Annotated in this window: 16 protein-coding genes and 1 pseudogene; 8 read left to right on the top strand and 9 right to left on the bottom strand. The window is 73.2% G+C overall.

What is annotated here, in order from left to right:
- Positions 1–3: 3 nt before the first annotated feature.
- Positions 4–1,944, bottom strand: coding sequence for an acyl-CoA dehydrogenase family protein (locus R2S09_RS12970; RefSeq protein ID WP_316741046.1), 1,941 nt, complete (start codon positions 1,942–1,944; stop codon positions 4–6).
- A 586-nt stretch (positions 1,945–2,530) separates the two neighbouring features.
- Between R2S09_RS12970 and R2S09_RS12965 the strand changes: the two genes are divergently transcribed.
- A complete protein-coding gene (locus tag R2S09_RS12965; protein ID WP_316741045.1) occupies positions 2,531–4,063 on the top strand; it encodes a sugar transferase in 1,533 nt (510 codons plus the stop codon).
- 69 nt (positions 4,064–4,132) lie between these two features.
- Here R2S09_RS12965 and R2S09_RS12960 read toward each other — a convergent pair whose 3' ends face one another.
- The gene (locus R2S09_RS12960) at positions 4,133–5,161 is read right to left on the bottom strand and encodes a GDP-L-fucose synthase (protein WP_316741044.1); all 1,029 of its coding nucleotides are present in this window, start codon (positions 5,159–5,161) and stop codon (positions 4,133–4,135) included.
- Between the two features lie 105 nt (positions 5,162–5,266).
- On the opposite strand from R2S09_RS12960, the gene gmd reads away from it, so the two are divergent.
- The 3 genes from gmd to R2S09_RS12945 all read left to right on the top strand — a co-directional run bounded on the left by gmd (position 5,267) and on the right by R2S09_RS12945 (position 9,379).
- The gene (gene gmd, locus R2S09_RS12955) at positions 5,267–6,280 is read left to right on the top strand and encodes a GDP-mannose 4,6-dehydratase (protein WP_316741043.1); all 1,014 of its coding nucleotides are present in this window, start codon (positions 5,267–5,269) and stop codon (positions 6,278–6,280) included.
- Between the two features lie 139 nt (positions 6,281–6,419).
- Positions 6,420–8,690 (top strand): LamG-like jellyroll fold domain-containing protein, encoded by a 2,271-nt coding sequence (locus R2S09_RS12950; protein ID WP_316741041.1) that lies wholly within the window; start codon positions 6,420–6,422, stop codon positions 8,688–8,690.
- The gene (locus R2S09_RS12945; protein ID WP_316741039.1) at positions 8,690–9,379 is read left to right on the top strand and encodes a hypothetical protein; all 690 of its coding nucleotides are present in this window, start codon (positions 8,690–8,692) and stop codon (positions 9,377–9,379) included. Before R2S09_RS12950 ends, R2S09_RS12945 begins: the two co-directional genes overlap by 1 nt.
- A gap of 50 nt (positions 9,380–9,429) precedes the next feature.
- Here the strand turns inward: R2S09_RS12945 and R2S09_RS12940 are convergent, their stop codons facing one another.
- Both R2S09_RS12940 and R2S09_RS12935 read right to left on the bottom strand, forming a co-directional pair.
- Positions 9,430–10,545: a glycosyltransferase gene (locus R2S09_RS12940; protein WP_306190283.1), complete on the bottom strand. Its 1,116-nt coding sequence runs from the start codon at positions 10,543–10,545 to the stop codon at positions 9,430–9,432.
- On the bottom strand, positions 10,542–11,126 hold the full coding sequence (locus R2S09_RS12935; protein ID WP_306190285.1) for a WcaF family extracellular polysaccharide biosynthesis acetyltransferase: 585 nt from the start codon (positions 11,124–11,126) through the stop codon (positions 10,542–10,544). The genes R2S09_RS12940 and R2S09_RS12935 overlap by 4 nt, the downstream gene beginning before the upstream one ends.
- 92 nt (positions 11,127–11,218) lie before the next feature.
- On the opposite strand from R2S09_RS12935, the gene R2S09_RS12930 reads away from it, so the two are divergent.
- The gene (locus R2S09_RS12930) at positions 11,219–12,712 is read left to right on the top strand and encodes a hypothetical protein (RefSeq protein WP_306190286.1); all 1,494 of its coding nucleotides are present in this window, start codon (positions 11,219–11,221) and stop codon (positions 12,710–12,712) included.
- Here the strand turns inward: R2S09_RS12930 and R2S09_RS12925 are convergent.
- From R2S09_RS12925 to R2S09_RS12915, 3 genes are read right to left on the bottom strand one after another with little or no spacing between them, the layout of a single operon-like run.
- Positions 12,672–13,901: a hypothetical protein gene (locus tag R2S09_RS12925; RefSeq protein WP_316741037.1), complete on the bottom strand. Its 1,230-nt coding sequence runs from the start codon at positions 13,899–13,901 to the stop codon at positions 12,672–12,674. The two genes, R2S09_RS12930 and R2S09_RS12925, sit on opposite strands and share 41 nt — an antisense overlap.
- Positions 13,898–15,532 carry a lipopolysaccharide biosynthesis protein gene (locus tag R2S09_RS12920; protein ID WP_306190288.1) on the bottom strand — a complete coding sequence of 545 codons (1,635 nt, stop codon included), beginning with the start codon at positions 15,530–15,532 and terminating at the stop codon, positions 13,898–13,900. Before R2S09_RS12920 ends, R2S09_RS12925 begins: the two co-directional genes overlap by 4 nt.
- A complete protein-coding gene (locus R2S09_RS12915; RefSeq protein ID WP_316741108.1) occupies positions 15,529–16,758 on the bottom strand; it encodes a glycosyltransferase in 1,230 nt (409 codons plus the stop codon). The genes R2S09_RS12920 and R2S09_RS12915 overlap by 4 nt, the downstream gene beginning before the upstream one ends.
- 285 nt (positions 16,759–17,043) lie before the next feature.
- Between R2S09_RS12915 and R2S09_RS12910 the strand changes: the two genes are divergently transcribed.
- Complete coding sequence (locus R2S09_RS12910) at positions 17,044–17,496, top strand: adenylyltransferase/cytidyltransferase family protein (RefSeq protein ID WP_306190289.1); 453 nt, start codon at positions 17,044–17,046, stop codon at positions 17,494–17,496.
- Here the strand turns inward: R2S09_RS12910 and R2S09_RS12905 are convergent.
- Positions 17,459–18,235 carry a CDP-alcohol phosphatidyltransferase family protein gene (locus R2S09_RS12905; protein ID WP_316741036.1) on the bottom strand — a complete coding sequence of 259 codons (777 nt, stop codon included), beginning with the start codon at positions 18,233–18,235 and terminating at the stop codon, positions 17,459–17,461. The genes R2S09_RS12910 and R2S09_RS12905 overlap by 38 nt on opposite strands.
- Positions 18,236–18,528: 293 nt before the next feature.
- On the opposite strand from R2S09_RS12905, the gene R2S09_RS12900 reads away from it, so the two are divergent.
- A complete protein-coding gene (locus R2S09_RS12900) occupies positions 18,529–19,542 on the top strand; it encodes a LacI family DNA-binding transcriptional regulator (RefSeq protein ID WP_316741034.1) in 1,014 nt (337 codons plus the stop codon).
- Positions 19,543–19,736: 194 nt separating this feature from the next.
- Positions 19,737–21,839, top strand: coding sequence for a glycoside hydrolase family 31 protein (locus R2S09_RS12895; RefSeq protein WP_316741032.1), 2,103 nt, complete (start codon positions 19,737–19,739; stop codon positions 21,837–21,839).
- A gap of 167 nt (positions 21,840–22,006) precedes the next feature.
- Here the strand turns inward: R2S09_RS12895 and R2S09_RS12890 are convergent.
- Positions 22,007–22,249: pseudogene (locus R2S09_RS12890) on the bottom strand (glycoside hydrolase family 95-like protein); the annotation flags it as partial.
- Positions 22,250–22,292: the final 43 nt, after the last annotated feature.

The following is a 22,292-nucleotide window of genomic DNA, read 5'->3' as shown; positions in this document are numbered from 1 at the left end:
ACGTCACCGGATGGGCCGGTGCACGTTCTCCCGCTGCGACGGGCCCGGTTCCGCCTCCGCGATCCACGGGCCGTCGTCCGAGGGGTCGACGACACCCTGTTCCAGCCACTCGTAGGCACCGCCGAGGACGCCCTTGACGACCTTGCGGTCGAGGTCGTCGGTGTTGGTCCACAGGCGGTCGAAGAGTTCGTCGACGCGGATGCGGGACTGGCGGCAGAAGGCGTCGGCGAGCTGGTAGGCCTCGCGGCCGTGCTCGCCGCGGGTGCGCAGGAGTTCGGCGCGTACGCAGGCCGCGCTCATCGCGAACAGTTCGGCGCCGATGTCGACGACGCGGCCGAGGAAGCCCTGCTTGGTCTCCATCCGGCCCTGCCAGCGGGACATGGCGTAGAAGGTGGAGCGGGCGAGCTTGCGGGCGTGGCGTTCGACGTAGCGCAGGTGCGGGGAGAGGTCGATGTGGCCCGCCGGGTGGAACTCCGCGTAGGAGCGCGGGAGTTGGCCGGGCCCGGCAACCAGTTTGGGCAGCCACCTGGCGTAGAAGACGCCCGCGTTCGCGCCCGCCTTCGCCTTGTCCTGGAGGGACTTGTCGGGGTCGATGAGGTCGCCGGCGACGGAGAGGTGGGCGTCGACGGCCTCGCGGGCGATCAGCAGGTGCATGATCTCGGTGGAGCCCTCGAAGATGCGGTTGATGCGCAGATCGCGCAGCATCTGCTCGGCGGGTACGGCGCGTTCGCCGCGGGCGGCGAGGGAGGCGGCGGTCTCGAAGCCGCGGCCGCCGCGGATCTGGACCAGCTCGTCGGCCATCCGCCACGCCATCTCGGAGCCGTAGAGCTTGGCGAGGGCGGCCTCGATGCGGATGTCGTTGCGGTTGTCGTCGGCCATCTGGGAGGACAGTTCGAGGACGGCCTCCAGGGCGAAGGTGGTGGCCGCGATGAAGGAGATCTTCGAGCCGACCGCCTCGTGCAGCCCGACCGGTTTGCCCCACTGCTCGCGGGCCGCCGACCACTCGCGGGCGATCTTCAGGCACCACTTGCCGGCGCCGGCGCACATCGCTGGGAGGGAGAGCCGGCCGGTGTTGAGCGTGGTCAGGGCGATCTTCAGGCCCTGGCCCTCCTGGCCGATGCGGTTGGCCGCCGGGACGCGGACCCGGTGGAAGCGGGTGACGCCGTTCTCGATGCCGCGCAGGCCCATGAAGGCGTTGCGGTTCTCGACGGTGACGCCCTCGGAGGCCGCCTCCACGACGAAGGCGGTGATCCCGCCCCTGTGCCCTTCGGACTTCGGCACGCGGGCCATGACCACGAGCAGGTCGGCCACCACGCCGTTGGTGGTCCACAGCTTGACCCCGTCCAGGACGTAGTCGTCCCCGTCGGGGACGGCGGTCGTGGCCAGGCGGGCCGGGTCGGAGCCGACGTCGGGCTCGGTCAGGAGGAAGGCCGAGATGTCGGTACGCGCGCAGCGCGGCAGGAAGGTTTCCTTCTGCTCGGGGGTGCCGAAGAGTTTCAGCGGCTGCGGTACGCCGATCGACTGATGCGCGGAGAGCAGGGCGCCGATCGCGGGGCTGGCGGAGCCGACCAGGGCGAGGGCCTTGTTGTAGTACACCTGGGTCAGGCCGAGGCCGCCGTACTTGGTGTCGATCTTCATGCCGAGGGCGCCGAGCTCCTTGAGCCCGGTGACCACCTCGTCGGGTATCCGCGCGTCGCGTTCGATGCGGGCCGGGTCGATCTTCGTCTCGCAGAAGTCGCGCAGCTTGGCCAGGAACTCCTCGCCGCGCTGGACGTCGTCGTCGGCCGAGAGCGGGTGGGGGTGGATGAGGTCGAGCCGGAAGCGGCCGAGGAACAGCTCCTTGGCGAAGCTGGGCTTGCGCCAGTCCTGCTCCCGGGCCGCCTCCGCCACCTGGCGCGCCTCGCGCTCGGTGACGGCGGGCTTGTTGGTCATTGGTGCGGACATGAGGCTCACCTCGCCGCGTATAGGGATCTTGGGGGCGGTACGTTACTGACCGGTGCTACTGGAACGTATGTACCCGATACCGGGCGGACCCACCACCCCTGGGGAGGGACACTCACGGTCCACCGTCCACACACGGTCTGTTTCGTCGGGGTTTCCGCCAGCATCGGATGAGGGAGGTGTGAACGCCAGTTGTGAACTTCTTCACCGGATTCCTATGAATTTCTCGAAAACCTCGGCCGACGGCCACAGTTCTGTCATAGGGTCCACGATCACTTGGGTACATCCGTTCGGTGGGGACCGAGGGAGACGGATGGACCCGTGACGACGGCGTATGGCTGGGGGGCGCATGCGAGAAGTCGGCGTGTCGGAGTCCACCTCCGAGTCCACCGGGGAGCCGGTGGCGGAGAGATCCACGGACGCGACGGCGGCAACAGCGACGGACACGGCGGGGGGAGCCGCCACAGCGGGCTCAGCGGGCACAGGAGAGGACGCGAGCACCGCGGGCGCCGTGGGATCGGCGGACGCGGCGCCGCGGGGCTCGGACGTGCCGGGGCCAACGGCACCAGCCAAAACGATTCCCCGGCCCGTGCATCGCACCACGCCGGCGCCGGAGGCCACGGCGCCGGACGCGTCGCGGCCCGCCAGGCCCGGTTTCGGCCGCCTCGCGAGGCCCGCTCCGGGCCGGCTCAGACCGCAGGTCCGAACGGGTGACGGGAAGGCCCGCTGGTACCGGCCGCTCGCGGTGCTCGCCGACACCTGCGGCATCGGTGTCCCGCTGACCGCGGCCCTGGCCGCGGACGGCCAGGACGTGCCCGCGCTCGGCGGGCTGATCGGAGCGGGCGCCTGGACCGCCATTCGGGCGACCCGGCGCCGGTACGCCGCCCAGCGCCTCGGCGAGTCCTGGGGCGTGCTGGCCGCCGTACGGGACTGGGTGCTGCTGGCCGGGTTACTGGCGCTGGCGCTGACCCTCGCCGGCCTGGACGACGGTCCCCGGCCGACCCTGGCGCTCGCCGCCCTCACCCCCGGTCTGGCCCTGGCCGCGGCCGTCGCACTGACGACGAAACTGCATCTGAACCGGCAGCGGCGCCAGGCGCGCGCGGTGCGCCGGGCACTGGTGGTGGGCGAGCCGGCCGCCGTGGACCGGGTCGTCTCCCGCCTCGCCTCCCGCACGGACCACGCCTACGTGGTCGTCGGGGTCGTCCCGGTCGGCTCGCGGGCCGTGCAGTGCGGCATGCCGGTCGCCCAGCGGCTGCCGGACACCGGCACCGACCGCGCGGGGGACGCGGACGCCGTCCTGCGGGCGGTGGCGGACCACGGGGCGGACGCCGCCCTGGTCGTGCCGGGGCTGCGGATGACCGGCGAACGGCTGCGGCACGTGGCCTGGGCGCTGCACGGCGCCGGGCTCCAGCTCGCCGTGGTGCCCGGACTCGCCGAGGTCGCCGAGGCCCGGGTACGGCCCACCACGGCGGCCGGGCTGACCGTGCTGCAGGTGGCACCGCCCGCTCAGCAGTTCGGGCAGCCGCTGCTGAAGTCGCTGCTGGACCGGCTGGGCGCGGCCCTCGGGCTGGTGGTGCTGGCACCGCTGTTCGCGGCGCTGGCGGTGGCCGTGCGCTGCACCTCGCCGGGACCGGTCTTCCACCGGCAGATCCGCTGCGGGCTGGACGGCCGCCCGTTCACCATGTGGAAGTTCCGCACCATGGTCGTCGACGCGGAGGCCCGCCGGGCCGAACTCAGCCACTCGGGCGCCAACCAGCACGACGGCCACATGTTCAAGATGCGGCGCGACCCGCGCGTCACCCCGCTCGGCGCCGTGCTGCGCCGGCTGTCCCTGGACGAGCTGCCGCAGCTGCTCAATGTCCTCCGCGGTGACATGTCCCTGATAGGACCGCGGCCGCCGCTGCCCGACGAGGTGGCCCGCTACACCCGCACCGAGCTGCGGCGCCTCGCCGTCAAGCCGGGCATGACCGGGCTGTGGCAGGTCAGCGGGCGCTCGGACCTGTCCTGGGACGAGACGGTGTCGCTGGACCTGTGGTACGTGGACAACTGGTCGGTCGCCACCGATGTGGAGATCATGACCCGGACCCTGCGCGCGGTCGTCGACGGCCGCGGGGCGTACTGAGGGGGCCCGATGGTCGCCACCCGTCCCGGGGGCCCGGCCGTGCGCCGGGCCCCGGAGCCGAGGGCCCGCTCAGCCGCTTCGCTGCTGGGTCAGCCACCACTCGTACGTCGCCGCGATGCCGTCCCGCAGGGCCACGGCCGGCTTGAAGCCGAGCCCGGTGAGCCGGGAGACGTCCAGGAGCTTGCGCGGGGTGCCGTCGGGCTTGCTCGTGTCCCAGACGACGGACCCCTCGTAGCCCGTCACCTCGCGCACCACTTCGGCGAGTTCGCTGATCGGCAGGTCCTCGCCGCAGCCGATGTTGACCGGGCCGTCGCCGTCATAGCGCTCCAGGAGCAGGGCGCAGGCCGCCGCCACGTCGTCGACGTGCAGGAACTCCCGGCGCGGGGTGCCGGTACCCCACAGCACGACCTCCGGCGCGCCGCTGACGCGGGCCTCGTGGAAGCGGCGGATCAGCGCGGGCAGCACGTGCGAGGTGGCCAGGTCGAAGTTGTCGCCGGGGCCGTAGAGGTTGGTCGGCATGGCGCTGATGTACGCGGCGCCGTACTGGCGGCGGTAGGACTGCACCTGCGTGATGCCGGCGATCTTGGCGATGGCGTAGGCCTCGTTGGTCGGCTCCAGCGCGCCGGTGAGCAGCGACTCCTCGCGGATGGGCTGCTCGGCGTGCTTGGGGTAGATGCAGGACGAGCCGAGGAACAGCAGCCGCGGGACGCGGGCGGCGTGCGCGCCGGCGATGACGCTCAGCTGGATCCGCAGGTTGTCCTCCAGGAACTGCACCGGGTAGGTGCTGTTGGCCATGATCCCGCCGACCTTGGCGGCGGCCAGCACGACGGCGTCCGGGCGGGCGTCGCGCAGGAAGGCCTCGGTCCGCGCGGCGTCGCGCAGGTCGAGCCGGTCCCGGGAGCGGGTGAGCACCTCGTGTCCGCCGGCCGCCAGCCGGCGGGCCACCGCGGATCCGACCAGGCCCCGGTGGCCCGCGACGAACACGCGGGCCGCGCGCGGGAGCAGCGAGGGCGAGGGCGAGGACACGCCAGGGGCCGTGGGCGAGGGCGCGTGCGCCGACGAGGGCGCCGTGGGCTGGTGCGAAGCGTCAGCTGTCATGCGCGGATTGTGCCAGCGCCGAATGACCTCGGGGGCCGTTCCTCGGCGGATCAGGTTAATTCACATGAAAACGTGACCGATCGGTCGCGTCGGAGGGGGTTTTGAATGGGCAAGTCGGCACTCATCACCGGGGTGACCGGCCAGGACGGCTCCTATCTGGCGGAGCTGCTGCTGGCCAAGGGCTACACCGTGCACGGCCTGATCCGCCGGTCGTCGACGTTCAACACCGAGCGGATCGACCACATCTACCAGGGCCCGGACCAGCCGGAGCGGACGTTCGTGCTGCACCACGCCGATCTGTCGGACGGGGTGGCGCTGGTGAACCTGCTGCGGGACCTCAGGCCCGACGAGGTGTACAACCTGGGTGCCCAGTCCCATGTGCGGGTCTCCTTCGACGCGCCGCTGTACACGGGCGACGTGACCGGGCTGAGCACCATCCGGCTCCTGGAGGCGGTGCGGGCCAGCGGCGTCGAGACCCGGCTCTACCAGGCGTCGTCCTCGGAGATGTACGGCGCGACCCCGCCCCCGCAGAACGAGAGGACCCCGTTCCACCCCCGCAGCCCCTACGGCTGCGCCAAGGTCTTCGGCTACTGGGCGACCGTCAACTACCGCGAGGCGTACGACATGTTCGCGGTCAACGGCATCCTCTTCAACCACGAGTCGCCGCGCCGGGGCGAGACCTTCGTGACCCGGAAGATCACGCGTGCCGTCGCCCGGATCAAGGCGGGCCTTCAGGACCGCCTCTACCTCGGCAACCTGGATGCGGTGCGCGACTGGGGGTACGCGCCCGAGTACGTCGAGGCGATGTGGCGGATGCTCCAGCGGGACGTGCCCGACGACTACGTGGTGGCCACCGGCGAGGCCGCGACCGTACGGCAGTTCGTGGAGGTCGCGTTCTCGCACGCCGGCCTGGACTGGACCGAGTTCGTCCGCTACGACCCCAAGTACGAGCGCCCCAGCGAGGTCGACGCCCTCATCGGGGACGCCTCCAAGGCCGAGGAACTGCTGGGCTGGAAGCCCTCGGTGAGGGTGCGGGAGCTCGCCCGGATCATGGTGGACGCCGATGTGGCCCGCCTGGAGGCCGAGCTGGCCGGCACCGCCGTACGCGTGGACCGGTGAACCGCCGGCACGCCACCCCTTGAGCCCTCTCCCACCGCCGGGCGGCCCGGTCTCCCCCTCCCCCGGGCCGCCCGGCACCCCGCTCCACAGGGATGCCCCCACAGCACAGACGCACCCGCTCGCACCGCTAGGAGAAACCATGCACGGCAGATCCATACGCCCCGGACGACCGGGACAGCGCGGACCAGGACGCCGCAAGACCCTCACCGCGCTCGCCCTGGCCTGCGCCACTCCCCTGCTCTGCCTGCCGCTCACCGCCGGCGAGGCCGGGGCGCTCACCCCGCCGGTCGCCCTGACCGCCGACAAGCTGCCGACCTGGCAGGCCAACGGCGTCGTGTGGGCCCTTGCCCAGGCCCACGGCGTGGTGTTCGCCGGCGGCACCTTCTCGGCGATCCGGCCCGCCGGCACCGCCGCCGGAGACCCCGCTGAGTGGTCCGCGGTGAACTTCGCGGCGTTCGACGCGGCGACCGGCGCCCCCACCGACTGCCGGCTGTCGTTCACGGTGAGCAGCGGCACCGCGACGGTGCGCGCGCTCGCGGTGTCCCCGGACGGCAACACCCTGTACGCCGGCGGATACTTCGGCGCGGTCAACGGGGTCGGCGCGAGCAGCCTGGCCGCCATCGACATCGCCACCTGCACGCCCCGCACCGACTTCCGCCCGTCCGTCCCGGCCACCGTGCGCGCCCTGTCCGTCACCGGCGACACGGTCTACTTCGGCGGCGACTTCACCAGCGTCAACGGCACCGCCCGGCAGCGGTTCGCCGCCGTGGACACCTCCGGGCAGCTGACCGGGTGGACCGTGAACGCCGACGCGCCCGGCCGGGCCGTGCAGGTGACAGCGGACGGCCGGCACGTCGCGGTCGGCGGCGACTTCTTCACCGTCAACGGCAGCGACTCGCACACCCTGGCCGTCACCGACGCCACCACCGGCGCGGTGACCCGGTCCTACCCGCGCGGCTTCTTCCCGGACACCTCCGTCGTCAAGGACATCACCGCCGACGCGACGGGCGTCTACACCGCCAACGAGGGCACCGGCGGCGGCGTGTTCGACGGGCGCACGGCCTTCGACCCGGACACCTTCGCCCAGCGCTGGCGCGACACCTGCCTCGGCGCCACCCAGGCGCTCCAGCTGTACAAGGGCCTGGTCTACAGCGCCTCGCACGCCCACGACTGCTCCTCCATGGGCGAGTACCCGGACGGCCAGCGGCGCCATCTGCTGGCCGAGGGCATCAACGACCCGCACCTGGTGGGCTGGGCCCCGGACACCAACGACGGCATCGGCGAGGGCATCGGCCCGCGGGCGTTCGCCCTCGCCCCCAAGGACGGCACCGACTACCTGTGGGTGGGCGGTGAGTTCACCACCGTCAACGGCAGCGCCCAGCAGTCCCTGACCCGGGTCTCCTCCGGACCGGACACCGGCGCGCCGACCGTGCCGCAGGTGCAGGTGGAGAGCACCGAGGCGGGCAAGGTCGCGGTGCACTGGCGCTCCAGCTACGACACCGACGACAGCAGCCTGACCTACCGCGTCTACAAGGACGACGGCACCACCCCGGTCTACCAGGTGACCGGCAACTCGCTGCCCTGGTCGCGGCCGCAGCTGACATGGACGGACTCGAGCGTGGCGGCGGGCGAGACGCACTCGTACCGGATCACCGCCTCGGACGGCACCAACACCTCCGGCAAGTCGGCCGCCCAGTCGGTGCGGGTGGCCTCGGCGGCGGACGCCTACGCCGCGAAGGTCCGCGGTGACGGCGCCTCCCTGTACTGGCGCTTCAACGAGACCTCCGGCGCGTACGCGGCCGACAGCTCCCGCGGCGACGACAGCGGGGTGCACTGGAACGCGCCGACGCTGGCCGTCGCGGACGGGGCGGCCGGTTCGGGCCGTTCGATCGCCTACACCGGCTCGCAGAGCGAGTGGACGTACACCGACAAGCCGCACGGCGCGCCGTCCGCCTTCTCGCTGGAGCTGTGGTTCAAGACCACCAGCACCACCGGCGGCAGGCTCATCGGCTTCGGCAACAAGGTGCAGCTGGTGTCGAACCTCTACGACAAGCACGTGTACATGACCGACAACGGGCGGCTCGTCTTCGGCGTGCACCCGACGACGGCGAAGACGATCACCACCTCCCAGTCGTACAACGACGGCAGATGGCACCACATGGTCGCCACCGAGGGCTCCGACGGCATCAAGCTGTACGTCGACGGCAGCCTGCGCGCCGCCAACGCGCTCGTCACCGGCAACCAGTCGTTCACGGGCTACTGGCGGATCGGCGGGGACAACGTGAACGGCTGGCCGAACCAGCCGTCGAGCCGGTTCTACACGGGGCGGCTCGACGAGGTGGCCGTCTACGGCAAGGCGCTGACGGCGAGCCAGGTCCTGGCCCACTACAAGGCGGGGACGGGCGGCTGATGAAGAGAGTCTCGCTGGCCGCGCTCGCCCTGCTGGCGCCGCTGCTGCTGGCCGGCTGCGGCAGCTCGGACAAGGGCGGGCGGCACACCGGGGCGGACGGGAGCGCGACGCCGCGCCCGGCCGCCCCGGCCTCCCCGGCCGCCTCCGCACCGTCCGGGGACGACCCGTCCGCCCCGCCGTCGTCCGCCACGCCCTCGGCGGGCGGCCGGAAGGCGGCGGGCGGCACCGCCCAGGGTCCGCGCACCACGGTTCCCGACGCCGAACTCACCCCGGCCACCGGGTCGTTCACCAAGAAGGAGAAGAAGTACCTGTCGGGCCGGGTGCCCAAGGGCATGGACCCGGCGGCGATCCTCCAGGCCGGGCAGGACGTCTGCGACCGGCTCGCGTACACGGCGAAGGTCGACCGGGACGCGGCCGTGGGCGCGGTCATCGCGGGTGACATCAAGGGGGCCGACGCCGCCGTCAACGGCCTGTGCCCGGATCAGAAACCGCTGCTCGCGGCGGCGGAGGGCGGCTACGCGGACGGCACACACGCCGCTCCGGCGCCCGGCACCTACCGTGCGCTGACCGAGTCGAAGGACTGCTCCTGGTCGCTGGACGGCGCCTCGGGCCGGCAGCACACGATCACCGTGCGGAAGGGGACGAAGACGTTCACGTCCACCGGGTGCTACGCCTGGGCCCGTACCTGACGGCACCGTGCGTGGGGACCGCCGGAACGCGGCCCCCACGGCGGGCGGGCTCAGCGCAGGGACTCGTACAGGGTGTGGAGCCGGTCGGTGACCGCGTCCAGGGAGAAGGACGTACGGGACAGCTCCCAGGCGGCCTTCGAGGCGCGCTCGCCGGTGCCGGCGTCCAGCAGGTCCAGGATCTGCCCGGCCAGGTGCCGCCGGTCCGGGCAGACGCGGCCCGCGCCGGTGCGGGCGAGGTCGTCGGCGAGCCCGTTGGTCGGGGTCACCACCGACGGCACCCCCACCGACAGCGCCTCCAGCACCGACATCGGGAACGGCTCGTCCACCGACGGCAGGACGTGCACATGGGTGCGGCGCAGCTCGTCCAGGACGGCGCCCGGAGCGAGGGTGCCCAGATAGTCGACGGAGGCGGCCACGCCCAGTTCCTCGGCCAGTTTCAGCGCCGTGCCCAGCTCGCCCTCGTCGGCCCCGGCGAGCACGAAGCGGGCGTCGGGGTGGCGGCGCAGCACCTCGGGGGCGGCGGCGACGAAGTCGGCGGGGCGCTTGCGGGCGTGCATACGGGCCAGATAGAGCAGCCGGGGCGGTCCGGGCGGGTGCGGGCGGCGGTCCTGCGCGGGGACGCCGTTGACCAGCCGTACGCCGTTGCCGGGGTCGGGGCCGCCGAGCACGGCGTCCAGCGCCTTGCGTTCGTAGGAGGTCAGGTGCAGCACGGCCGAGGCGCGGCGCAGCACCCGGCGTACGGCGAGCAGGTCGAGCAGCTTGGCGAGCGCCTTGTCGCTGGGGTCGACCATGCCGTGGGTCTGCACCACCAGCGGGCGCCGGGCGCCGAGCGCGGCCAGCGCGAGGGGCAGGGTCACCAGGTCGCGGGCGAGGTGGACGTGGACCACGTCGGCGTCGCGCACCAGGCGGCGGGCGGCGGCCAGCAGCGCGGGTGAGGTGATCCCGCTGAAGCCGGCGCCGGGCAGGACCCGGCGGGCCGGGTAGAGGCGGGCGGGGCGCCCGTCGACGTCGGTGGGCAGCGGCCCGTCGAAGCCGGAGCCGAGGGCGACGATCCTGCTGTCGACGCCGCGGGCGGCGAGCCCCGTGGTGAGGTTCACGGCGACCCGGACGGGGCCGCCGAAGGACTGGGTGGGGGTGTGCAGGGTGACGGCGTGCAGGACTCTCACCGGGCGCGCTCCTTCACGGCCTTCATCGCCTTCGCAGCCGGGTGCGGTGCGGGCTCCTCGAGCGCGCGGGTGCCGTCGGCCGTGTGCAGGGTCAGCTCCGGCAGGTCGCGGTTCAGGACCGTGCCCGCGGAGACCACGGCGTGCCGTCCGACGGTCACCCCGGCGAGCACGGTGGCCCGTGCGGCGATCCAGGCGCCGTCCTCCACCCGGATCGGCGCGTTGCGGTAGCGGAAGTCGGTGGTGCGGTGGTCGTGGCTGCCGGTGCACAGCAGCGCCTCCTGGGAGACGCACACATGGGAGCCGATGGTGACCGGCTCCAGGTTCAGCAGCCAGGCGCCCTCGCCGATCCACGTGTGGTCGCCGACGGTCAGTTTCCACGGCCACAGCACCCGGACCCGGTGCCGGATCAGCACCCCTTCGCCGATCCGCGCGCCGAAGGCCCGCAGCAGCGCCACGCGCAGCCGGGCCGGGCAGAACCACGCCATGAAGAGCGTGTTCATCACGCAGAACCAGAGCGCCTGGGTGACGATCCCGCGCCCCTTGTCGTATCCGGACAGTGTGAACGTTCGTAGATCGCGCACGCGTTCCCCCTCCGTGATCCACCCTAGGGATTTCCACCGTCACTCGCACACAAATCCGTAGACTCTGTGAACGAAAGGCGACAGGGGGGTTCATGGCGGCGGGAATTCACGCGACGCGTGCGGCTCGTGCGCCGCACGCGGTCGAGGCGCCCGCCGTCGCGCGGGTACTGCCCGGCGCCCTGCGACGGGTGCTGGCGCTGCCACTGGTGCTGGGCCTGACCGTGCTGCTGCCCGCGTTCGTCACGCTGCGCCAGGGCGCGGGGCTGCGCGACCAGGCGTACTGGCTGCAAGTGGTCCTCACGGTGTACGCGGGCGCCCGGCTGTCCACGATGATCCTGGGCCGGCACCGCAAGCTGCTCCAGGGCACGTTCTGGCTGTTCGTCTACATGGCGATGGGCATCGCGCCGCTCGCGCAGGCCGTCATGGGCACCTACCCGGTGCCGGTGGCGGGCTCCCGCAGCGATCTGGCGCTGGCGGTCGGGCTGGTGCTGGCGGCGTGCGCGGCCTTCGACGCCGGCGCCCTGCTGGTGCGGCCCGGGGTAGGGCCGACGGCTCGTACCGTGTTCCGGCCCGCGATGGTCGCCCGGCGGCGCCTGGCGCTGCTGGTGGCGCTGGCGTTCGCGGGCAGCGGGCTGTTCGTGCTCAAGCTCGGCGGGCTCGGGGTGTTCTTCTCCAGCCGGATGGAGATCACCCAGTCGATCGACGACAGCGGGCTGGGCGACGGCGGCTCGCAGGCCGGTACGGCGATGCTGCGCGGCTTCGGCACGGTCCCGGCGCTGCTGGCGCTGATGGTGGTGACGCGCTGGCTGATCACCTCGCCCAGGGCGCGCAGGCGCCCGCTGCCGTGGCTGACGCTGGCCGCGCTGGCCGGGGTGAACCTGGTCGTCAACAACCCGGTCTCCAACCCGCGTTACTGGTTCCTTACCGTGCTGCTCGCCCTGCTGTTCACGGTGTTCCCGCAGAGCCCCACCATGTACCGCACGGCGCTGACGCTCGGCGTCGCCGCGGCCGTACTGATCTTCCCCTTCGCGGACAAGTTCCGCTACGACAGCGCGAACACGCCCGCCGCCCGGCAGAACTCCTCGGTCCTCGACCCGCTGGTGGAGAAGGACTACGACCAGATGGCGATGTTCGCCAACACCATCACCTACGTCGACGCGGGCAACGGCCACACCTACGGCCGCCAGCTGACCGGTTCGGTGCTGTTCTTCGTGCCGCGCTCGGTGTGGACGTCCAAGCCCAAGGACACCGGGGTGATGGTGAGCGAGTGGATGGCGGCGGCCAACACCAACCGCTCCTCCCCGCTGTGGACCGAACTGTGGCTGGACTTCGGCTCGGTGGGGATGGTCGCCGGGTTCGGGCTGATCGGCTGGGTGGCGGCCCGGGTGGACCGGCGCTACGCGCACAAGGTGGTGCGGGCCGGCCCCGCGAGCATCCTCACCCTGGCCGTCCCGCTCGTCGCCGGCTACTCCTTCATCCTGCTGCGGGGGCCGCTGCTCCAGGCGTCCGGGCGGATCGCGATCGGGGTGATGTGCCTGGCGCTGATCACGACACTGCGCCCGGAGCGGTGGCGGCAGCTGCGCTGACGGCCGCCTTGCTCTCGGGCCGGCGGGCGGCCCGCCACCAGGCCGCCGCGCCCTTGAGCACCGAGCCGACGCACAGCCCCCAGGCCGCACCGGCGACGCCCGACCAGGCGTACCCGGCGAGCAGCAGCCCGGCCGAGACCGGCGAGAACACCAGCTGCACCGGCAGCGTGGTGCGCGGCGCCAGCACGCGCAGCGCGAGCAGCCCGCACACGCCGAACGCCATGGCCGCGTACTGGGCGCCGGTCGCGGGCAGCACCTTGGCCGCCGACTCCCAGGTGTCGCCGAGGAGCTGACGGCCGTAGCGGGTGGGCAGCGCGTACAGGACGGCCGCCCAGCCGGCCGCGACCGCGGCGAGCGCGCAGCCCGCGGCCAGGGCCGCGCGCCGGGGCGCGGTATGCCGGGTGAGCAGGGGCGGGCCGAAGCCGGTGGCCGCGTTGAAGGCCACGTTCAGCGGGCCGAAGAGGGTGGTCGCGCCGCGCAGCGCGCCCACCGCGAGCGGGGTCGCGAACAGGCCGAGCGCGAGGACGGCGAGCTGGCTGGTGGCGTTGCCGACGCCGAACTCCACCAGGAAGCGGCGGCCCAGGTGGCCGCGGGCGACATAGCGCCTCAGGTCGGTGCGCGCGCCGCGGACGTGCGGGCGCAGCAGGATCAAGGCGAGCAGCAGGGCGGGCAGCGCGGACAGCCCCCACGCCAGCGTCGTCCGGGCGGCGGAGGCGCCGTTCGGCTGCACGGCCAGCAGGGGCAGTGCCGCGCCGAGCCGCACCAGGTCGGTGAGGAGCGCGAGATGGGGGGTGCGCAGCACGGAGAAGCAGTACCGCAGGGTGTCCTGGGTGAGGGTGATCGGCAGGACGAGACCGAGCGCCCCGTACACGGCCGCGTCCGAGGAGGCCAGCGCGGCGCCGCCCGCGAGCAGGGCGCCCAGCACGGTGGAGGCGGTCGCCGTGAACGCGGCGGCGCCGCGGCAGGCGCGCCCGAGGGTCTCCGGCTCGCCCCGGTGCAGCACCAGTTCCTGGCCGACGTAGGCCCCGAACGCGCCCAGCAGCACGCTGAAGACGACGTAGGCGGTGGCGAACACGGCGAAGGTGGCGGCCTCGCTGTGCCGGGCGACCAGGACCAGGACGGCGATGTTGGTGAGCGCGCTGACCGCTTGGTCCAGGACGGAGCAGACGACGGCGGTGCGGGCTCTCACCGGCTGCCCGAGGACAGGGTGTTGAGGGGGACGGTCTCGTCGTGCAGCGGGGTGGAGGGCGCCGGGACGGTGGCGGCCTTCGGGGCCCGGCGGCGTTTCTTCCCCCGCCGGCGCGCGCCGGGGTGCAGGACGGCGCCGAGGACCTGGCCGCCGGCCCCGTCGATGAGTTCACGGACCCGTTCCAGCGCGGTGCGGGCGGTGGTGCGCGGGTCGCAGACCACGACCACCCCGTCCACGCGGTCGACCAGCGCGAGCGCGTCGGCGTAGGACAGCACGGGCGGGGCCAGGACGACGACCGTCGTGCCGGGCGCGTCCGCCTGGTCCAGGAGGCGGGTGGTCGCCGGGGAGGTGAGGGTGCGCGCCACGTGCGGCACCCGGGTGCCGGGGACGAGTTCGAACGTGCCGGACTCGCCCGCGTCGACCGTGACGATCCGGCCGGCGGGCCACGGCGTGCCGTCGCCAGAGCGGCCGGTGGCCCATGTGGCGCGTCCGCGGGACGCCTCCGGCAGCCGGCCGGCCAGGCCCGGGCGGCGCAGGTCGGCCTCGACGAGCAGCGCGGACATGCCGGTCTCGGCGAAGCAGGCGGTGAGGTTGACGGCGACGGCCCCGGCGGTGGTGCCCTCGCCGTTCGGCTCGACGACGAGCAGCCTGCGGCGGTCGGCGAAGTGGCGGTCGTAGGCCAGCCGGAACGCCACCGAGCGGTACTGCTCGGCGAGGGCGTCGTCGTCGGCGGCGAGCAGCGGCCCGTCGGGGGCCTTGGGCAGGGCGCCGAGGACCGGGGCGCGCAGGGCGCGCGCCACGGTCTCGGCCGATCGGGCCGCCGGGTCGAAGATCATCCGCAGCCAGGCACCGAGCAGGCCGACCGCCAGGCCGAGCACGCCGCCGAGCGCGATCAGCAGCGGGGTGCCCAGTCCCTCGGCCTTCTTCGGGGGCTCGGCGGTCACCGTGACGTAGCCCGCCGTGGTGTCCAGGGACTTCAGCTCGGTGATGTTGTTGGTGAGCTGGGTGATCTGGCCGAGCAGGTTGGCCTGCGCGGCCAGCACGGTGCTCTTCTCGGTGTCGCCCTGGAGCCGGTTGATCTGCTTGATCAGGTCGTCGCGCTGCTTGGCGAGCGGGTCGAGCTGCGCCTTGTAGCCCTGGACCATCTTGGCGACGGTGCCCTCGGTCTGCTTCTCCCGGTAGTCGAGGTATGCCTGGGCGAACGCGTTGGCGCCCTCGGCGGCGGCCCTGGGGGTGCCGGCGACGTAGGAGAACTTCAGCACCAGTGTGTTGGGCGGGTTGGTGACCTGGAGGTGGCTCTGAAGCGCGCCGACCTCGGAGGTGCCGCGGCCGAGCCTCTGCGCGGCGCGGGCGGCCACCGCGTTGCCCGCGGCGGTCTGGCGTTCGCTGCCGATGTTGATCTGCTTGTCGGCGGAGACCCCGTTCGACACGTACGGGTTGACGGTGGCCGCGCGGACGAGGACCTCGCTGGAGGACTCGTACGTCGGCGCCGAGCCGAAGGCGAACCAGGAGCCGGCGAGCAGGCCGGCGAGCAGGCCCGAGCCCACCAGGACGCGGTGCCGCAGGACTTGCTGCACCTGGTCGCGCAGGAGTTCCGGTTCGTCCTGCTGCCCCCGTGCCTCTTCGTTCATGCGCGTGCCGCTCCTTCGTGGGCGGTGGTGCCCTGTTCCAGTGCCTCGGCGAGCAGGTCGTCCAGGCGGCCGAGTCCGGCCGCGCGGCTGAGCCGCTCGTCCACGTACGCGGGGCCGCGGGCCCCCAGCCGGTCGGCGGCCTCCGGGTCGGCCGCCAGGTCCTTCAGGGCCTTCAGCAGGGCCGCCGGGTCCTCCGGCGGGACCAGCACCCCGGCGCCCGAGCGGCGCACCTCGTCGGCCGTGCCGCCCTCGGCCGCCACCGAGGCGATCACGGGTCGTCCGGCGGCGAAGTAGGAGGTGAGCTTCGACGGCACGCTCATGTCGAGCACGGAGGCCCGCTGGGTGACCGCGAGGACGTCCGCGGCGGCGAGGACGTCGGGGAAGTCGGCCTCGGCGGCGGGCGGGAGGAAGCGCAGGTTGGGCAGGTCGCGGGCGCCCTCCTGGAGGGCGGCGCGCTGATTGCCGTCGCCCATGAGGACGACGTCGACGCCCGGATCGAGCCGGGCCGCCTCCACGAGTACCTCCAGGCCCTGCTTCAGCCCCATGTTCCCCGAGTGCAGGACGACCTGACGGTCCTCGGCCCAGCCGAGGCGGGCCCGCGTCTCGGCGCGCGGGCGCAAAGGTCGGGCGACATGGGACCAGTTGGGCACCAGCCGGATGCGGGCCGGGTCGACGCCCATGGCCTGAACGCGGGGCCGGAAGCTGTCGTGGATGACGCCGACCAGGGCGGCCCGGCCGAGCGCGTACCGCTCCGCGCGGGCGGCCGCGGCGGCCGCCTTGTCGCCGCCGCTGATCCCGCTCTGCGCGGCCGCCGCGCCCATCAGATCCTGTACGACGGGCACGAACGGCACCCGGTGGCGGCGGGCGATGCGGGCCGCGGCCACCGCGCCCGCCAGGGACGGCATCTGGGCGACCACGGCGTGCGGGCGGGGCATGCGGGGCGGGGCGGCGAGCTGGTGGGCGAGCAGCGAGGCCTCGAACAGGGCCCGGCGCAGGGCGGTCTGCCGGGCGGGCACGGTGTGCCGGCGCCGGTGCACGGTCACGCCGCCGCGCGACTCCGTGGTCCGCCAGAAGCCCGCGTACTCGGGGTCGAGCCGCCAGGAGGGGTAGTGCGGCATGCCCGCCAGGACGTGGGTGTCGGCGCCGCGGGCCGCCCAGTGTTCGGCCAGCTGGGTGGCGTAGGGGCCGATGCCGGTGTGCTCGGGCGCGTAGTTGGTGGAGACCAGCAGCAGGCAGCGGCCGGTGAGCGCGCCCCCCTGGTCCTGCCCCTCGCCGGCCCGGCCGGACTCGAATCCGGTCAACACTGGTCCCCTTCCCCCCAGAAGTGATCCTGGTCCACCTTAACCGTTCACCGGATCTCCAGGGCGGCTTCACAGTAAGGTCGTTGGACCGTCAATCGTCTTTGACGAGTGGTTTCGACGGGTGGGCGTTCGCCGCGGCATGCGCACGGCGTCCGCCGTGGCGGTCACTCGTGACGCGCACTCGTGACGTTCACCGTGGGGGGAGAACGCATGGTCCATCGTGTCGGTTATGCACCCGGGGTCTACGACCTGTTCCACATCGGCCACCTGAACATCCTGCGCCATGCCCGCAGCCAGTGCGACTACCTCGTCGCCGGTGTGGTGTCGGACGAGATGGCCGAGCTCGCCAAGGGGCGCAGGCCCGTGGTCCCGCTGCCGGAGCGGCTGGAGATCGTGCGCAGCGTCCGGCACGTGGACGCGGCGTTCGTGGAGACCGTGCCCGACAAGCTGGAGACCTGGAAGCAGGTCCGCTTCGACGTGATCTTCAAGGGCGACGACTGGCGGGGCACCGAGAAGGGGGAGAAGCTCGAGCGCGACTTCGCGGCCGTCGGCGTGGAGGTCGTGTACTTCCCGTACACCGTCCACACCTCCAGCACCCTGCTCACCAGGGCGCTGGACGCGCTGGTCACGCCGGGTTCCGGGGAAGCGCGGACAGCTCCCTGAACCACTTGGCGAGGAACGCCACGAGGAAGACGGCGTGCACCGCGGCGAGGACGGCGTAGACCGCGCGGAACAGCCCGGGCGCGCCCAGCGTGAGGAACACCAGGCAGAACACCCCGTAGTCCACCGGCAGCAGGGCGACCGCCCGCAGCCGGGAGGGCGGGGCCGCGGCCGGCGCGCCGCCGCCCGGGTTCCCGGCCGTCTCCGGGGCCGCCCGGGTGGCGGCCGGGGCGCCAGCCCGGGTGGCGGCGCGCTTGAGCTGCTCGGTGAGCAGGCCCCCGCAGAAGGTGACCACGGCCGCCAGCTGGAAGCCGAGCGGGAGCAGCAGCCAGCCGTCGCCCGGGAGGTCGAAGAAGCGGTAGAAGGAGATCAGCACCGCCGTGTGCAGGGCGACCATCTTCACGCAGTCCACCACGTGGTCCAGCCACTCCCCCGCCGGTCCGCCCTTCCCGGTGAGCCGGGCGAGCTGCCCGTCGGCGGAGTCGAAGGCGAAGCCGACGGCCAGGGCGGCGTACACCGCCAGGGCGAGCGGCCAGGAGGGGCGTACGAGGGCCACGGCGGCGATGCCCGCCAGGGTGAACACCGCGCTGACCAGCGTGACCTGGTTCGGGCTGAGCCCCGCCCGGTACGCGACCGCCGCCAGGTAGCGGCCCGCCGGCCGGTTCACGTACCGCGAGTACAGCGACACGCCCTTCGCCGACTTCTGCGCCCCGCGCAGCTCCCCCAGCACCGTCGTCCCCACGAGCCCCCCTCGCGTCCCCGTAACGGCACCGCCCCCGGTGCCACGGCAAGCGCCATGATGACACGGTGGACGTTCCGGTCAGGGGAGTTGCGCCGAGGATCGGCCGAGGAGTCCGGTCGCGGGTCACCGCCCGCGTCAGCGCTCGTCCCGCGGGGAAGGCGAGCGAGGGAGTCGAAGCGCTTCGACAGACTATGGACACCCACACTCACTGAAGCTACTGTCGAAACACCCTGACACAGCCCTTGTCGGAAACGCGCGCGCGTCGAAGCGCTTCACAGATCTTGGAGAGCTGGATGGTCACCCTCGCCGAGGTCGCCCAGCACGCCGGAGTCTCGGCGAGCACGGTGAGCTATGTCCTCAGCGGCAAGCGGTCCATCTCCGCGGGCACCCGGCAGCGGGTCGAGCAGAGCATCCGGGAGCTCGGCTACCACCCGAACGCCGGCGCCCGCGCCCTGGCCAGCAGCCGGTCGAACATCATCGCTCTGATGATCCCACTGCGCACGGACATGTACGTGCCGGTGATGATGGAGATCGCCATCGCGGTGGCCACCACCGCCCGCACCCACGGCTACGACGTCCTGCTGCTCACCGGCGAGGAGGGCCCCGACGCCGTGCGCCGGGTGACCGGCAGCGGACTGGCCGACGCGATGATCGTCATGGACGTCGAACTCCAGGACGAGCGGCTGCCGCTGCTGCGCGGGACCGGCCAGCCCTCGGTCCTGATCGGCCTGCCCGCCGACACCACCGGTCTGACCTGCGTCGACCTGGACTGGGGCGCGACGGGTGCGCTGTGCCTGGAACACCTGGCGGTGCTGGGCCACCGCGACATCGCTGTCATCGGCGAGGCGCCCGCCGTCTACGAGCGGCACACCGGTTTCGCCGAACGCACCCTGGACGGGCTGCGCTCCCGCGCCCGGGAGCTGGGCCTGAAGGTGCTGCACCGCCCCTGCGAGGGCGGGTACGACGCGATGGCGGCGACCCTCGCCCGCATCTTCGACGAGCGTCCGGGCACCACCGGCTTCGTCGTGCAGAACGAGTCCGCGGTGGAACCGCTGCTCGCCCTGCTGCGCCAGCAGGGCCGGGCCGTGCCCGAGGACGTGTCGGTGGTCGCGATCTGCCCGGAGCAGGTCGCCGTCCAGGCCTCGGTGCGGCTGACCTCCGTCGCGGTCCCCGCCCAGGAGATGGGCCGCCGCGCGGTCGAGCACCTGGTGGCCAAGCTCGACGGGCGCGGCCGGGACGAGGTGACGCTCCTCGCCCCCGAACTCACCGTCCGGGCCAGCTCGGGACCGGCCCCGTCCGCACCCTGACCCACGCGCACCGCCCCACGCCCTCCGCGTACCGAGCCGCCCGCACGCCCTCCGCACCCCGATCCGAACACACCGCCCACACACGCTCCGCGCCCCACCCCGCCCCACGCCGTACGCGCCCTGATCCTCCCTCCGTATGCGGAGCTCTCTCCGCCGGGGGCACAGCCCTGCCCGCACCCTTCAGGAGCACGCCCGTGAATCAGCCCGCCGCAGCACCGCCCGAAACGCTCCCCGAGGCACCCGCGGAAACGCCCGCCGAGGCGCCCGCCGCGCTCCGGCCCAAGGCCGGCCTCGCCCAGTCCTCACCCACCGTCGGCACGTTCCGCGAGCGGGACGGTGCGCTGGAGTGGAGCGGCCGCCAGGAGACCGTGCGCATCGAGCCGTGGGGGCCGGACGCGGTCCGGGTCCGTGCCCGGCTCGGCGGCCCGGTCCTCAAGGGCCTGCCCGGCGCGCTCCTGCCCGACGCCCCGGCCACCGGCGCCACCGTCAGGGTCGAGGACGGCCGGGGGCGCCTGACCGTCGGCGCGCTCACCGTCGACATGGACGCCGAGGGCATGATCCGCTTCCTGCGCACCGAGGACGACGGCGAACTGCTGTCCGAGGAGCGGGCGCACTTCTGGTGGCCCGGCCCCCGCCTCTACACCGCCGTCGGAGGCGGCCACCACCGCCTGGAGCAGCGCTTCGCCGCGTACGACGACGAGAAGCTGTACGGCCTCGGCCAGCACCAGCACGGTCTGCTGGACCAGAAGGGCACCGTGCAGGACCTGGTCCAGCGCAACGCCGAGGTCTCCGTGCCGGTGCTCACCTCCAGCCGCGGCTACACCCTGCTGTGGAACAACCCGGCGATCGGCCGCGTCGAGCTGGCCGCGAACGGCACCCGCTGGGTGGCCGACTCGGCCCGGCAGATCGACTACTGGATCACCACCGGCACCCCCGCCGACACCCAGCGCCGCTACAGCGCGGTGACCGGCCGCACCCCGATGCTGCCGGAGTGGGCGGCGGGCTTCTGGCAGTGCAAGCTGCGCTACCGCACCCAGGACGAACTCCTCGCCGTGGCCCGCGAGTACAAGCGGCGCGGGCTGCCGATCAGCGCCATCGTCTGCGACTTCTTCCACTGGACCCACCTCGGCGAGTGGAAGTTCGACCCGAAGGAGTGGCCGGACCCGGCCGCGATGGTCCGCGAGCTGGACGAGCTGGGCATCAAGCTGGTGGTCAGCGTCTGGCCGTCGGTGTCTCCGCTGAGCGAGAACCACCCCGTGATGGAGCAGCGCGGCTACTTCATCGGCACCCAGTACGGCCCGCCGGCACACGCCGACTGGCCGGACAAGGAGGTCGCCTCCACCGTCCAGGTCGCCTTCTACGACGCCACCAACCCCGAGGCGCGGGAGTTCGTGTGGTCGAAGGTGAAGGAGAACTACCTGGACGCCTACGGCATCGAGTCCTTCTGGCTGGACGCCTGCGAGCCGGAGCTGAAGCCGGGGTTCCAGGAGAACCTGCGCTACTGGGCGGGTCCGGGACCGGAGGTCGGCAACCTCTATCCGCTGGAGAACGCCCGCGCGTTCCACGAGGGCATGCTGGCCTCGGGCCGCGAGGAGGTCGTCACCCTCAACCGCTCGGCGTGGGCGGGCAGTCAGCGCCACGGCGCGGCCCTGTGGTCGGGTGACATCGGCACCGACTTCGCCACCCTGCGCCGCCAGATCGCGGCCGGGCTCAACACCGCTCTGTCCGGCATCCCGTGGTGGAACACCGACATCGGCGGCTTCCACGGCGGCGACCCGGACGACCCGGCCTACCGGGAGGTGCTGGTCCGCTGGTTCCAGTTCGGCGCGCTGTCGCCGTTGATGCGCCTGCACGGCTTCCGCGACCCGGGCATGCCGCTGGGCCCGGAGATGACCGGCGGCCCCAACGAGGTCTGGTCCTACGGCGAGAAGGCCTACCCGGTCCTGGTGAAGTACCTGCGGCTGCGCGAGCGGCTCAGGCCGTACGTGCTCTCGGTGATGCGGGAGGCCCACGAGGAGGGGCTGCCCGTGATGCGGCCGCTGTTCCTGGAGTTCCCCGGGGACCGGGCGGCCTGGACCGTGGACGACGCCTACCTCTTCGGCCGCGATCTGCTGGTGGCCCCGGTGCTGACGGCCGGCGCCACGGCCCGTACGGCATATCTCCCGGCGGGCGCGCGGTGGACGGACGCGTGGACGGGTGCGACGTACGAGGGCGGTCGGACCGTCACCGTCGACGCGCCGTTGGACCGGATCCCGCTGTTCCTGCGGGACGGGGCTCGGCTGCCGATCACCGAGTAGCACGGCCCCGGCACGGACGTGCGGCCGGTCCCACAGGGGAGGGACCGGCCGCGCACCCATGCGGGCGGGTAGGTCAGCTGCTGCTGACGCTCAGGCTGTCGGTGGTGAAGTTCGGCCCGCCGGACGACGAGGTGGGGCGTATGGGGGGTCGCGGGGGAACTGCGGTGTCACGACGTCCCCAGGTCGAGGACGTGGTCCTCTCCGGCGACCAGGTCGAGCGGTCGGACCCCGGAGGGAGTCCTGAGTTCGATGCGGTGGGTACGGGCCGGGCGCAGGACGGCGGTCGCCCTTCCGCGGGCCCGGGTGAGGTCCAGCTCGGCGCCGAACCGGGTGCGCACGCCCCGCAGTTCGCCCTCGGGGCAGCCGGCCGGGAGCGCGGGGAGCAGGACGAGCCGGTCCGGGGTGGATTGACATCCTCCCCCTCTTGAAAGAGGGGGATTCCAACCCAGCTGG

This window comes from Streptomyces sp. MK7, from assembly GCF_032658145.1.
Taxonomy (GTDB): domain Bacteria; phylum Actinomycetota; class Actinomycetes; order Streptomycetales; family Streptomycetaceae; genus Streptomyces; species Streptomyces spiralis.
The sequence above is the reverse complement of the archived record's forward strand: the minus strand, read 5'-3'. Positions and strand labels throughout refer to the sequence as shown.